The organism is Pseudomonas frederiksbergensis (assembly GCF_000802155.2).
In the GTDB taxonomy this organism is placed as follows: Bacteria; Pseudomonadota; Gammaproteobacteria; order Pseudomonadales; family Pseudomonadaceae; genus Aquipseudomonas; species Aquipseudomonas frederiksbergensis_A.
This window is the reverse complement of sequence record NZ_JQGJ02000006.1, coordinates 75,225-88,523: the sequence shown is the minus strand read 5'-3', so window position 1 is coordinate 88,523 and position 13,299 is coordinate 75,225. Positions and strand designations below refer to the sequence as shown.

The following is a 13,299-nucleotide window of genomic DNA, read 5'->3' as shown; positions in this document are numbered from 1 at the left end:
ACATGTTTGTGCCGATAAGTCGCGCTACTTAAGGTCACACAGATGGACATGCAATCGCGAATCCGCCAGCTTTTTCAGGCCAGCATCGACACCAAGCAACAGGCGATGGACGTACTTGCACCGCACATCGAGCAAGCCAGCCAAGTGATGGTCAATGCCTTGCTCAACGAGGGCAAGATGCTCTCCTGCGGCAATGGCGGTTCGGCCGGCGACGCCCAGCACTTTTCCTCGGAGCTGCTCAACCGCTTCGAACGCGAGCGCCCGAGCCTGCCGGCCATCGCACTGACGACCGACAGCTCGACGATCACCTCGATCGCCAACGACTACAGCTACAACGAAGTATTCTCCAAGCAGATCCGCGCTCTCGGCCAGCCTGGCGATGTGCTTCTGGCGATTTCCACCAGCGGCAACTCGGCCAACATTATTCAAGCGATCCAGGCCGCACATGATCGCGAAATGATTGTCGTAGCATTGACCGGTCGCGACGGCGGCGGCATGGCATCCTTGCTCTTGCCCGAGGACGTCGAGATCCGCGTACCGGCCAATGTCACCGCACGTATTCAGGAAGTCCACCTGCTGGCGATCCACTGCCTTTGCGACTTGATCGACAGCCAACTGTTCGGGAGTGAAGAATGACCCCTAATCGCCTAGGCCTTCTGGCCCTGACCCTGTGCCTCGGCATCAGCGGCTGCACATCGGTGGTTAATGCCAGCCGGGAAAAGCCGATCGAAGACGACCGCGGCACCCGCACCTTCGGCAGCAAGATCGACGACTCGCTGATCGAAACCAAAGTCGGCGTGAACATCGCCAAGGCCGACCCGGATCTGGACAACAACTCGCACATCGTCGTCACCAGCTTCAACGGCGTCGTGCTGCTGGCCGGCCAGACGCCACGCGCCGACCTCAAGGCCAAGGCCGAACAGGAAGCCAGTGCGGTGCAGCGGGTCAAGACCGTGCATAACGAGCTTCAGGTTCTGCAACCCTCCTCCCTGCTGGCGCGCCAGAACGATGCCTGGCTGACGACCAAGATCAAGACGCAGATGCTGACCGACGCCAGCATTCCGGGTTCGCGCATCAAGGTCGTGACCGAGAATGGGATTGTCTATCTGCTGGGGTTGTTGACCAAGCAAGAGGCTGCGCAGGCGACCAATCTGGTGCAGGGTGTGTCTGGGGTGCAGAAAATCGTCAAGTTGTTTGAGTACATTGACTGATTAACGAACTTCAATTGTTCAAGAAAAACGGCGCTTCTTCCGAGACGGAAAGCGCCTTTTTTTTGGCTTCATTTTCCGTGATCGGTGTGTATCGCCGTCGCTGCGGTAACGGATACAGCCACCAACCATGACAAAGAAAATGCCCACATCTCACGATACGGGCATTTTCTTAACCAAGTCACCAAGCTTTCAAACAGCCTGTCTCTGGCACATATCCAACTACTTCACCACTTTCAAGCTCGGCCGCCCGCTAGGACGCGGCGGCTCGTCATCCGGTGGCGGCATATCATCATCCGCCTCGAACTCTTCTTCACCATCCAACGGCACTTCCAACTCGAACACCATGCCCTGCCCGTTCTCCCGAGCATAGATTCCCAGGATCGAAGCAATCGGCACGTACAGCGTATGCGGCACCCCGCCGAAACGCCCTTCGAAGCTGACCGCATCGTTATCCATGTGCAGATGACGCACAGCGGCCGGCGATACGTTCAATACAATCTGCCCGTCATTGGCAAAACCCTGCGGCACCTGGACCGACGGATACTCGGCATTGACCAGCATGTGCGGGGTGCAATCGTTGTCCACAATCCACTCATAGAGCGCGCGGACCAGATAAGGTCGACTGGAGTTCATAGCGGCTCCCTAAGCCTTAGCGCATGTCACGTTCGACACCAGACAGACTCGCCTGGAATGCCTCACGCGCAAATTGGCGCTCCATATAATCAAGCAGCGGCTTGGCGGGCCGCGGCAGTTCGATACCCAGGATCGGCAAACGCCAGAGTATGGGCAATAGGCAGCAATCCACCAGACTTTGTTCCTCACTGAGGAAAAACGGCTTGTCGACGAACAGCGGCGACACGCCCGTCAGGCTTTCGCGCAGTTCCTTACGCGCCACGACCCGTGCTGGCTCCTTGGTCCGCGGATCCAGGATCAGATCCACCAACCCGCACCAGTCACGCTGGATGCGGTGGATCAGCAAACGACTGTTGGCACGCGCGACGGGGTATACCGGCAGCAAAGGCGGATGCGGATAACGCTCATCCAGGTATTCCATCACCACGGTCGACTCCCACAACGCCAGGTCTCGATCGACCAGCGTTGGCAGGCTGCCGTAAGGGTTCACCTCGATCAGCTTCGGCGGCTGACGGCCCGCTTCGACGTAAATGATCTCGGCGCTGACACCCTTCTCGGCCAGTACGATGCGTACCCGGTGGGAATAGTGGTCGGCGGGGTCGGAGTAACAGGCCAACCGATTGGTCACGCCCATGGCGATCCTCCTCGCTTGTTGAAATTATCGAAAAACGGAAAAACGAGCGCGCCCAGAGGGCGTCTCCCGTAACCACCTGGCCGACCAGGCTCGTTACACCTTCAGAGACGCCCTTGGGCGCGCACGATTAACAGCAACGGCTTACAGTTTTATCAATGCACGTCTTTCCAGTATTCACGCTTGAGCAGATATGCGAATACGAAGAAGAACGCCAGGTACAGCAATACATACGTACCGATACGCTGGTGTTCCAGCTTTACCGGGTTGGCCGAGTAGGCCAGGAAGGTCACGAGGTTCTTGACCTTCTCGTCAAACTGCTCGGGCGTCAGAGTGCCAGAATTCGGCACGATGGTCAGCTGGTCGCAGGCTTCATGAGTCAAAGCCGTGCCGGTCAGCGGATCATATTGCTTCTTGCCGTCCTCGACGATCTGAACCTGCTTGCAGCCTATCACTTGGCGACCTTGCAAGCCGACCAGTACGTTCGGCATCCCGACGTTCGGGAAGACCTTGTTGTTCACACCCCATGGGCGCGCAGGATCTTCGTAGAACGAACGCAGGTAGCCGTAGAGCCAATCGGTACCCCGCACGCGGGCCACCAGGGTCAGGTCCGGCGGCGCAGCGCCAAACCAGGTCTTGGCGTCCGCAGGCTGCATGCCGATGTTCATGTGGTCGCCCAGCTTGGCGCCAGTGAACACCAGCTTCTCAAGCATGAGCTCGTGAGGGATGCCCAAGTCATCGGCCACGCGCTCGTAGCGTTGGAACTTGGCGCTGTGACAACCCATGCAATAGTTGGCGAACGTACGGGCGCCGTCCTGCATTGCCGCTTTGTCGGAAACGTCGATGTCGACTTTTTCCAGTTCCGGCCCACTCGACGTGGACGCAAAGGACAACACAGGCAACGCAGCAAGAATCAGTACAGAAAATAGCTTTTTCATCAGCCAGTCACCCTTTCCGGAACCGGTTTGGTCTTCTCGAGCCTGGTGTAGAACGGCATCAGAATGAAGTAGGCGAAGTACAGGAAGGTGCAGACCTGCGACAGCAGCGTCCGGCCCGGTGTCGGTGCCAATACACCCAGCACGCCGAGGATTACGAACGAAATGCAGAACACCCAGAGCCAGATCTTGCTCAGCCAGCCCTTGTAGCGCATCGACTTGACAGGGCTGCGGTCCAGCCAAGGCAGGACGAACAGCACGGCAATGGCGGCGCCCATGGCGATTACGCCCAACAGCTTGTCAGGAACGGCCCGCAGGATCGCGTAGAAAGGCGTGAAGTACCAGACCGGTGCAATGTGCTCAGGGGTCTTGAAGGCGTTGGCCTGTTCGAAGTTCGGCTTCTCGAGGAAATAACCGCCCATTTCCGGGAAGAAGAACACGATGGAGCAGAAGATGAACAGGAAGACCACTACGCCGACGATGTCTTTCACGGTGTAGTACGGGTGGAAGGCGATGCCATCCAGCGGTACGCCGTTCTCGTCCTTGTGCTTCTTGATGTCCACGCCATCCGGGTTGTTCGAGCCCACTTCGTGCAGCGCCAGGATGTGCAGCACCACCAGGCCGAGGATCACGATCGGCAGTGCCACGACATGCAGGGCAAAGAAGCGGTTCAGGGTAATCCCCGAGATCAGGTAGTCACCGCGGATCCACTGGGTCAGGTCGTCGCCGATGACCGGGATCGCACCGAACAGCGAGATGATCACCTGGGCGCCCCAGTAGGACATCTGGCCCCACGGCAGCAGGTAGCCCATGAAGGCTTCGGCCATCAGCGCCAGGTAGATCAGCATGCCGAAGACCCACACCAACTCACGCGGCTTCTGGTACGAACCGTAGAGCAAACCACGGAACATGTGGAGGTAGACCACGATGAAGAACGCCGAAGCGCCGGTGGAATGCAGCAGACGCAGGATCGAGCCGTACTCGACGTCGCGCATGATGTATTCGACGGAGGCGAACGCTTCTTCTGCCGAAGGGGTGTAGCTCATCGTCAGCCAGACACCGGTGACGATCTGGTTGACCAGGACGAGCAACGCCAGGGAACCAAAGAAGTAGAAGAAGTTGAAGTTCTTCGGAGCGTAGTATTTGCTGAGATGGTCTTCCCACATTTTGGTCGCGGGAAAGCGCGCATCAACCCAATCCATTAGTTTGCTCATCACGCTTTCTCCGTATCGACGCCAACGACAATGATGTCATCGGTCTCATAGGAATGCGGGGGAACTGGCAGGTTCAGAGGTGCAGGTTGCGACTTGTAGACGCGACCGGCCAGGTCGTAGTGGGAGCCGTGGCAAGGGCAGAAATAACCACCAACCCAGTCTTTGCCCAAGTCGGCAGGGGCCACTTCGGGACGGAACGTTGGCGAGCAACCCAAGTGCGTGCAGATCCCGATCAGCAGCAGGACTTCCGGCTTGATCGAGCGAGTCTCAGGGTTGACGTATTCCGGTTGGACCGAGTTCTTGGAGGAGGGATCGGACAGCTGGCCCTCAATCTTTTTCAGATTCCCCAGGATTTCCTCTGTACGGCGGACGATGAACACCGGCTGACCGCGCCATTCAGCAATCATCTGCTGGCCTGGCTCGATCTTGCTGACATTCACTTTCACCGGTGCACCTGCGGCTTTCGCCTTGGCGCTGGGAAACCATGACCCCACGAACGGGACCGCAGCCCCCACCGCTCCTGCAGCACCCACCACGGATGTGGCTGCTACCAGGAAGCGACGCCGGCCTGCATTCACGCCGTCATTGCTCATTCAGTCCTCTCCCATCAGCTTTGTGGCCTGTTAAATCAGGCGTCTACTAAGTAAAAATCTGAACTTATAAAAATTTTGCCGAATGGTAATGAAAACCCCCAATTCTGACAAGGTAATTACCAAGCGGCGAAACCGCCAAGCCTTGTAGTATAGGGGCTCTACGAATGTGGCAAGTTGTCACAGAGCAATTATTTCGCACATAAAAAAACGCCCAGCTCCGTGAGGAACTGGGCGCCTTTTGAACGCGGAAGCGAAATTAACGCTTCGAGTACTGCGGACGCTTACGCGCTTTACGCAGACCGACTTTCTTACGTTCAACTTCGCGAGCATCGCGAGTTACGAAGCCAGCTTTACGCAGGGCGCTGCGCAGAGTCTCGTCGTAATCCATCAGGGCGCGAGTGATGCCGTGGCGGATTGCGCCAGCCTGGCCACTTACACCACCACCGATAACGGTGACGTAGATGTCGAATTTTTCGACGGTCTCGGTCAGTTCCAGCGGCTGACGAACTACCATGCGGGCAGTTTCGCGGCCGAAGAAGTTATCCAGGGAGCGGTTGTTGATGGAGATGTTGCCAGTGCCCGGACGCAGGAAAACGCGTGCGGTTGCAGTCTTGCGACGGCCAGTGCCGTAATTTTGAGTCGCCGACATAATGAACTATTCCGTTAAAACTTCAGTTCTTGGGGCTGCTGAGCAGTATGAGGGTGAGCAGCGCCCGCATAAACCTTCAGCTTACGATACATGTCGCGACCCAGCGGGTTCTTAGGCAGCATGCCTTTAACCGCGGTCTCGATCACGCGCTCAGGGGCTTTGGCGATCAGCTTTTCAAAGTTGATCGACTTGATGCCGCCAGGAAAACCGGAGTGGGAGTAGTACATTTTGTCAGTGGTTTTAGCGCCAGTAACACGTACTTGCTCGGCATTGATCACGACGATGTAGTCACCGGTGTCAACGTGAGGGGTGTACTCAGGCTTGTGCTTGCCACGCAGACGGCTCGCGATTTCGGTGGCCAGACGACCCAGGGTCTGACCAGCAGCGTCGACGACAAACCAGTCGCGCTTTACTGTTTCCGGTTTAGCAGTAAAAGTTTTCATTCTTTATAGCCTCAGGGGCCGCCCTGTAAATTAGACGGCGGATCTTACTGAATAGTGCGTACTTTGACAAGTCAAAGGCAGCCGGATACAGACGCTTTCGGGGGCTCGGGTCGGCGCGTCCGTTCAACGGCAAGATTCTTCGGCGGCGGCGCATCACTTCCACTGCAGAAAGAGGTGCGCAATTATGCAGATTGCGAAAAATATTTCAACCTGCTTTTATGATTGTTTTGCCCAAGGAGTCCCCGATGGACTATCGCAAGCTAGGCCGTACCGATCTGAATGTCAGCGCCCTGTGCCTCGGCACCATGACCTGGGGTGAGCAGAACAGCGAGGCCGAGGCCTTCGCCCAGATCGAACGTGCCAAGGGTGCCGGCATCAATTTCCTCGACACCGCCGAGATGTACCCGGTGCCACCCAAGGCCGAGACCTACGCCACCACCGAGCGCTACATCGGCAACTACTTCAAGAGCCGTGGCGACCGTGCCGACTGGATCCTGGCGAGCAAGATCGCCGGCCCCGGCAACACCATCGACTACATCCGAGACAAGAACCTCAAGCACAACCGCCGCCATATCGTCGAAGCGCTGGATGCCAGCCTCAAGCGCCTGCAAACCGACTGGATCGATCTCTACCAGTTGCACTGGCCGGAGCGCAGCACCAATTTCTTTGGCCAGTTGGGCTACACCCACAAGGCCGATGAAGATTTCACGCCGCTTGAGGAAACCCTCGAAGCCCTGGACGAACAAGTCCGGGCCGGCAAGATCCGCCACATCGGCCTCTCCAACGAGACGCCATGGGGCACCATGAAATTCCTCGCCCTGGCCGAAGCCCGTGGCTGGCCGCGAGCGGTGTCGATCCAGAACCCCTACAACCTGCTCAACCGCAGCTTTGAAATCGGCCTGGCAGAAATCGCCATCCGGGAACAATGCGGTCTGCTGGCCTATTCGCCCCTGGCGTTCGGATTCCTGTCAGGCAAATACGAAAACGGCGCGCGCCCCGCCAAGGGTCGCCTGACCTTGTACAGCCGTTTCATGCGCTATTTCAATCCACAATCGGAAGCCGCGTGCAGCCGTTACGTAGCGCTGGCCCGCGAACACGGCCTGGACCCGGCGCAAATGGCACTGGCTTTCGTTACCCAGCAACCTTTCGTCACCAGCAATATCATCGGTGCCACTACCCTGGAGCAACTGGACAGTAACATCGCCAGCTTCGACCTGAAGCTGTCGGATGAAGTGCTGGCAGGGATCGAGGCGATTCACAAGGACCATCCAAACCCGGCGCCTTGATGGGTTCACAGACCCCAACGCGAGCAAGCTCGTGCCCATATTGGATGTATGACTGGCCACTCATTGGTGATCAACATACAACTCATGGGGCAGCGGGCTTGCTCGCGATAGCGCCTTCAAGCTCACAACCGCATCAAAGCGACCGCGCAATGATCTCCTTCATGATCTCATTGGTCCCGGCATAGATCCGTTGCACCCGCGCATCAGCCCATGCCCGGGCAACCGGGTATTCCCACATGAAACCGTAGCCGCCATGCAACTGCACGCATTCGTCCAGCACTTTGCATTGCAGGTCGGTGCCCCAATACTTGGCCATCGCCGCAGTCGGCACGTCGAGCTTGCCCTGCAGGTGCAGCTCCAGGCAGCGGTCGACAAAGACCCGGCCGATCTGGATCTCGGTGGCCATTTCCGCGAGTTTGAAGCGAGTGTTCTGGAAGTCCGCGATGGACTTGCCGAATGCCTTGCGATCACGGGTGTAGTCCAATGTCCATTGCAACGCCGCTTCGGCCGAGGCCAGGCCTCCAATGGCGACGGTCAGGCGCTCCTGGGGCAGTTCCTGCATCAGGTACGCAAAGCCCATCCCGGCCTGTCCCAAGAGGTTCTCCTTCGGCACCCGCACGTCCTGGAAGAACAATTCGGACGTGTCCTGGGCCTTCATCCCGACTTTTTCCAGGCGCTTGCCTTTCTCGAAGCCCGGTGTACCCGCTTCTACCAGGAACAGGCTGGTGCCCTTGGCCCCCGCCTTCGGATCGGTCTTGGCGACGACGATGACCAGGTCCGCAAGGAAGCCATTGGTGATGAACGTCTTGGAGCCGTTGATGACATATTCGTCGCCGTCCAGCACCGCCGTAGTCTTCACGCCCTGCAAGTCCGAGCCCGCGCCCGGCTCGGTCATGGCGATGGCAGTCACCATTTCGCCTGACACCAGTTTCGGCAGGTACTTGTGCTTCAACGCTTCGCTGCCGTAATGGAGGATGTACGGCGCGACGATGTCGGAATGCAGCGAGAAGCCGATCCCCGTCAGCCCCAGGCGGCCGATCTCCTCGATCACTACGGTGCTATAGAGGAAGTCTGCGTCCAGCCCGCCGTAGGCTTCTGGAAGGTGCGAACACAACATTCCCGCCTCCCCTGCCTTGTTCCAGAGCTCGCGATCGACATGTCCCTGTTTTTCCCACTGGCCGTGGTACGGCACGGCTTCTTTTTCGAGGAAGGTTCGTACAGAGTCTCGAAACAATTCATGCTCGGGACTGAACAGGGTTCTAGGGATCATGGCGCACCTTTGGTTATTGTTGGATGGTCATCCAACAGAGCCTAAGCCTGCGGCGCACAACGGGACACTGGACACTTGCGCCAAAAAATAAGACGATCCAGCCGTTTGATGACCACTATCCCCTATAAAAATAAAGATGAATTATGTCCATGCACGTCTCCACGCCCTTGCGGCGCGTCAGCATCCTGGCCGTCGACCGGGTTTTCGCTTCCACCCTCATGCAAGCCAAGGATTTTTTCCACCTGGCCAGCCTGCGCTATGGCAAACAACTGGGCCACGGCCTGACCCCGGCCTTTGAAACCCGCCTGGTCAGCCCCGATGGCAACCCCGTGAACAGCTTCAGCGATGTGATCATGCCGGTGGACGGTGGCCTGGAAAACACCGACGTCATCATCCTGCCTGCCTTCTGGGATGACTTCGCCACCCTGTGCCAACGATATCCGCAGGTCCTGCCGTGGCTGCGCGAACAACACGCCCGCGGCGCGGTGCTCTGCGGAGAAGCCACGGGAGTGTTCTGGCTGGCCGAGGCCGGGCTTCTCGACGGCAAGGAAGCCACCACCTATTGGCGTTTTTTCAATGCATTCAAGGAACGCTTTCCCCAAGTCCACCTCAACCAGGACAAACACCTGACCGACGCCGACAACCTGTTCTGCGCCGGCGGCACCACCTCGGCGTGCGATCTCTACATCTACTTGATCGAACGCTTCTGCGGCGCCAACGTGGCCCAGGCCGTGGCGCGAGACATTCTCTATGAAGTGCAGCGCAGCTATTCGCCGGGACGCATCGGCTTCGGCGGGCAGAAACTGCACCAGGACGTGATCATCCTGCAGATCCAGCAATGGCTCGAAGAACACTTCGCCGACAAGTTCCGCTTCGAGGACGTCGCCAGGGAACACGGCATGAGCATCCGCAACTTCATGCGTCGCTTCCAGACCGCCACGGGCGACAAACCGCTGCATTACCTGCAACGGCTGCGGATCGAAACCGCAAAGGGCCTGCTGTCCGGCAGTCGCAAGAGCATCAAGACCATCAGCTATGAAGTCGGCTACGACGATGCGAGCTTTTTCGCACGACTATTCCGGCAACACACCGACCTGTCGCCGAACCAGTATCGGCAGCAGTTTCAGCAGGCGGCGTGAGCCGAGGCTGAATGCAATCCAGTGTGTGCGGGCTTGCCCGCGATGGCGAATTATCAGCCAATCCGAATGCCGGCTGACACGCCGCCATCGCAAGCAAGCTCGCTGCCTTGATCCTGTGTACGGCGCAAGGCTGTCCTTCTGCGCAGTCCTACATGAAAAGCGGAATGCGGAGCACCCGAGCGCTGGATTTCGCTCACATACGCTACCGGGTGAACATCGCAACATCACTCCCTGAAAAACTTCATCAGGGAAGAACAACGATGACCATCGGATCAAGCTACAACTACCCCTCCTCCGCCGTTAAGGAAATGGCTCGGACCCAGCGTTCGGCTGGCAGAAAATGGGCGGCTCGCTTTCCAAACCCACCCGATTTGTGCTTCGACTACAGGGCGTTGGTCGAACAGAACAACGGCATCGCCAAGGCAACCGATCCACAACACAGAATTTGCATCATAGGTGCCGGCATCACCGGATTGACGGCCGCCAGAGAGCTTTATCGTTGCGGATTCACCCACATAACCCTGATAGAGCAATCCAGTCGCATCGGCGGCAGGCACCTGACCGTCCCAGGAAGTAAACAATCCAACGCCAGCCATACACCTTTCGAAATGGGCGCCATGCGCATGCCCTTTTTCAACCGGTCGGATGAACCTCCAGTGGAAGGCCGGTCGCTGATGGCTTACTACGCCAAGATTTTTGAGTTATCGACTGCCGATTTCGCCAATCCAGGCAGCCAATGGGTCCACTCGACAGGCATTTATCTGCGCGAGGGCACTATTGGCGGCGAGCCGACACCGCATATGCTGATCTGGAAAAACGCAGACGGCAGTACGCCACCGCCCGGCAGAGAGCTACAAGAGGTATATGCAAAATGGAAAGCTTTCGCCGACCGAATGACGCGACATGTCGCCGAGGTCTACGCCACTGAACGATGGGAAGCCATGTGGCAGGCCATCGTAGCGAGATATCAGAATGTCTCATTTCGCGATTTGGTGAGCATGCCTGCCTTAAAAGCCTGGGATGAGCGCGAACCGGGAGATTTCGGCGGCATGGGGATGTCTGCCGAGGAGTCCGCGATCTTCTATGCGATCGGCATCGGCGATGGCAGTTGGGGGGCCTTCTACGATGTCTGCTCTCTATATCCCCTTCGCACAGCGATATTTGGGTTCAGCAGCCACTTGCAGTTGGTGCTTGGTCGGGTGGACTCGCTGGGTGATCCAATCCCTTCGCCCCATCTGCATAGCGAAACCGTTGTTGATTCGGCGGGATTGAGCTTCGACAGCCCCCGCTACATCGGGCTCGCGGCCCTGAGCGAATGCTTGATGTTCATGAAGACTGCGGAGACCGGCAAATCCGTCCATGAGCATAGCCTTGAACGAAAAGACGGCCTGCTCACAAACTCATCCGTGACCAGGCTGACAAAACTGGCAAACCAAAAGATACGCGTCCATTTCGACTGGCAATACAGTCTGCCCGAGCAAACCCGGCAGCACGCCCAGGATTTCGACTCGGTCATCCTGACGCTCCCTTCTTGGCTGATCGAAACTCGCATCGAACTGGAAAATTTCACACCGCAAATTCTGCCGTTCGAAACAATCAATGCTTATAAAACTGCTCACTGGGAGACCAGCTGCAAAGTATTCGCACCGTTGAAGAAATCATTTCTTTCTAAAAACAGAACCATCCCGCAGGCAATCGTCACCGACAGTCTCATCCACGACGTCTACACCTATCGCTACAACGACGACTACAGCTATGACTGCATCCTGCTGAGCTACACATGGGAAGACGATGCAACCAAACTCGCGTCATTCAGCGACAAGGAGCTTGTCAGCAAGTGCGCCAGGGAGCTGGATCGAATACTCATGAGATGTACCAATATCCAGGAGCGAATTTCGCCCTATATCGGACTCGATCAAGCCGTGGTCCAACGGTGGATTACCGATAAAAACTCGTTGGGTTGTGCCAAGTTGTATCGGCCAGGTACCTATCGCGATGCCGTGAGCCTGATGAAATACAACAGGGACTTTGGTCATCAGTCGGGCCTGTATTTTTCCGGCGAATCGTTTTCCGTGGACGCTGGCTGGACAGAGCCTTGCTTTCGAGGTGCCATCGACGCTGCCATCCACATCTGCAACAAGACCGCTGCGACCTTCAATGGCGGGTTCTCCCTGGACGACTATCCGCACTATAAGTTCGGCTCCTGACCCTGGTCCGTCTCGTGCCATGCACGCTGTGCATGGCACGGCCGAGTCACGCCAAAACGTTCCTATTGTCCATCTTCGGAAGCTGCCTACAACCTACACGGAAACGGCCGACTTACATCCCTGCCTGTTTAGCCTCTTATACACACGCCAATACACAGCGTAATAACAATAAAAAGAGGTTATCCCATGAGCGAGCCAACCAGTCCTGTTCGTGTCGCCGTCGTACAATTCGACCCACAAGTTGGTATCAGCAATCGAGAAACCAATCTGCATCGCAGCCTTGCGTTAGCCCATAAAGCGGTCGACGACGGCGCCAACCTCGTCGTCCTGCCCGAGCTGTCGAATACCGGCTATTTCTTCAACAACCGACAGGATGCGTTTGAGCACGCCGAGTCGGTCCCCGACGGGCAAAGCGTGCAGGCCTGGATGGACTTCGCCCGCCAGCACCAAATCTACCTGGTAGCCGGCTTGACGGAGCGCGACGGCATGCGGCTGTTCAACACTGGCGTTCTGGTGGGGCCTGATGGTTTTATCGGCAAGTATCGAAAAGCGCATCTGTGGAATCTGGAAAAGCTCTGGTTCACGCCAGGTGATCTGGGCTTTCCGGTGTTCGAAACCCCCATCGGCCGCATCGGGTTATTGATCTGCTGGGACATCTGGTTCCCGGAAGTACCGCGCATTCTCAGCCAGCAAGGCGCAGATATCATTTGCAGCCTGAACAACTGGGTCTGGACACCACCGCCTCTGTTTGATGACGCCGGCAAATGTATGGCGTCGTACCTGACGATGACAGCCGCGCACGTCAACAATGTGTTTATCGCAGCGGCAAGCCGCATAGGTGAAGAGCGAGGTGCCCGCTACCTGGGCTGTTCACTGATCGCGGGCACCAACGGCTGGCCAATCGGTGCGGTCGCCTCCGCCGACCAACAGGAAATCCTGCTTGCCGACATCGACCTGACCAGTTCCCGCAGCGCCGCCATCTGGAACAATCTGAATGACCTGCACCGCGATCGTAGAGCCGATCTTTACGATCAAATGCTTGGCTACACCCAGCACCCTTCTCTGCCGCGTTGATAAGGGAGCTATCC

General features: G+C 57.5%; 14 protein-coding genes. 6 read left to right on the top strand and 8 right to left on the bottom strand.

Annotated elements, in window-relative coordinates:
• The first annotated feature begins 42 nt into the window (after window positions 1–42).
• Window positions 43–636 (top strand): phosphoheptose isomerase, encoded by a 594-nt coding sequence (locus JZ00_RS13770; RefSeq protein WP_007928463.1) that lies wholly within the window; start codon window positions 43–45, stop codon window positions 634–636.
• Window positions 633–1,211 (top strand): BON domain-containing protein, encoded by a 579-nt coding sequence (locus JZ00_RS13765; RefSeq protein WP_030139689.1) that lies wholly within the window; start codon window positions 633–635, stop codon window positions 1,209–1,211. The genes JZ00_RS13770 and JZ00_RS13765 overlap by 4 nt, the downstream gene beginning before the upstream one ends.
• Window positions 1,212–1,430: 219 nt before the next feature.
• Here JZ00_RS13765 and JZ00_RS13760 read toward each other — a convergent pair whose 3' ends face one another.
• The 7 genes from JZ00_RS13760 to rplM form a co-directional block, all read right to left on the bottom strand.
• Window positions 1,431–1,844, bottom strand: a complete 414-nt coding sequence (locus JZ00_RS13760) for a ClpXP protease specificity-enhancing factor (protein ID WP_039591562.1) — start codon at window positions 1,842–1,844, stop codon at window positions 1,431–1,433.
• Between the two features lie 16 nt (window positions 1,845–1,860).
• Window positions 1,861–2,478, bottom strand: a complete 618-nt coding sequence (locus tag JZ00_RS13755) for a glutathione S-transferase N-terminal domain-containing protein (RefSeq protein WP_030138559.1) — start codon at window positions 2,476–2,478, stop codon at window positions 1,861–1,863.
• Window positions 2,479–2,630: 152 nt separating this feature from the next.
• Window positions 2,631–3,413 carry a cytochrome c1 gene (locus JZ00_RS13750; protein ID WP_039591563.1) on the bottom strand — a complete coding sequence of 261 codons (783 nt, stop codon included), beginning with the start codon at window positions 3,411–3,413 and terminating at the stop codon, window positions 2,631–2,633.
• Window positions 3,413–4,624 carry a cytochrome b gene (locus JZ00_RS13745; RefSeq protein WP_039591564.1) on the bottom strand — a complete coding sequence of 404 codons (1,212 nt, stop codon included), beginning with the start codon at window positions 4,622–4,624 and terminating at the stop codon, window positions 3,413–3,415. The genes JZ00_RS13750 and JZ00_RS13745 overlap by 1 nt, the downstream gene beginning before the upstream one ends.
• A complete protein-coding gene (gene petA, locus JZ00_RS13740; RefSeq protein WP_039591565.1) occupies window positions 4,624–5,217 on the bottom strand; it encodes a ubiquinol-cytochrome c reductase iron-sulfur subunit in 594 nt (197 codons plus the stop codon). Before petA ends, JZ00_RS13745 begins: the two co-directional genes overlap by 1 nt.
• A 256-nt stretch (window positions 5,218–5,473) precedes the next feature.
• Window positions 5,474–5,866 carry a 30S ribosomal protein S9 gene (gene rpsI / locus JZ00_RS13735; protein ID WP_003228056.1) on the bottom strand — a complete coding sequence of 131 codons (393 nt, stop codon included), beginning with the start codon at window positions 5,864–5,866 and terminating at the stop codon, window positions 5,474–5,476.
• A gap of 14 nt (window positions 5,867–5,880) precedes the next feature.
• Window positions 5,881–6,309 carry a 50S ribosomal protein L13 gene (gene rplM / locus JZ00_RS13730; protein WP_003205365.1) on the bottom strand — a complete coding sequence of 143 codons (429 nt, stop codon included), beginning with the start codon at window positions 6,307–6,309 and terminating at the stop codon, window positions 5,881–5,883.
• A gap of 245 nt (window positions 6,310–6,554) precedes the next feature.
• Between rplM and JZ00_RS13725 the strand changes: the two genes are divergently transcribed.
• Window positions 6,555–7,595 carry an NADP(H)-dependent aldo-keto reductase gene (locus JZ00_RS13725; protein ID WP_039591566.1) on the top strand — a complete coding sequence of 347 codons (1,041 nt, stop codon included), beginning with the start codon at window positions 6,555–6,557 and terminating at the stop codon, window positions 7,593–7,595.
• A 133-nt stretch (window positions 7,596–7,728) separates the two neighbouring features.
• On the opposite strand, the gene JZ00_RS13720 is transcribed toward JZ00_RS13725, so the two are convergent.
• The gene (locus tag JZ00_RS13720; protein ID WP_039591567.1) at window positions 7,729–8,865 is read right to left on the bottom strand and encodes an acyl-CoA dehydrogenase family protein; all 1,137 of its coding nucleotides are present in this window, start codon (window positions 8,863–8,865) and stop codon (window positions 7,729–7,731) included.
• 242 nt (window positions 8,866–9,107) lie between these two features.
• On the opposite strand from JZ00_RS13720, the gene JZ00_RS13715 reads away from it, so the two are divergent.
• The 3 genes from JZ00_RS13715 to JZ00_RS13705 all read left to right on the top strand — a co-directional run bounded on the left by JZ00_RS13715 (window position 9,108) and on the right by JZ00_RS13705 (window position 13,285).
• Window positions 9,108–10,004, top strand: a complete 897-nt coding sequence (locus tag JZ00_RS13715) for a GlxA family transcriptional regulator (protein WP_196304804.1) — start codon at window positions 9,108–9,110, stop codon at window positions 10,002–10,004.
• Window positions 10,005–10,264: 260 nt separating this feature from the next.
• A complete protein-coding gene (locus JZ00_RS13710) occupies window positions 10,265–12,211 on the top strand; it encodes a flavin monoamine oxidase family protein (protein WP_039591662.1) in 1,947 nt (648 codons plus the stop codon).
• 186 nt (window positions 12,212–12,397) lie between these two features.
• A complete protein-coding gene (locus JZ00_RS13705) occupies window positions 12,398–13,285 on the top strand; it encodes a nitrilase family protein (protein ID WP_039591569.1) in 888 nt (295 codons plus the stop codon).
• The last annotated feature ends 14 nt before the right edge of the window (window positions 13,286–13,299 follow it).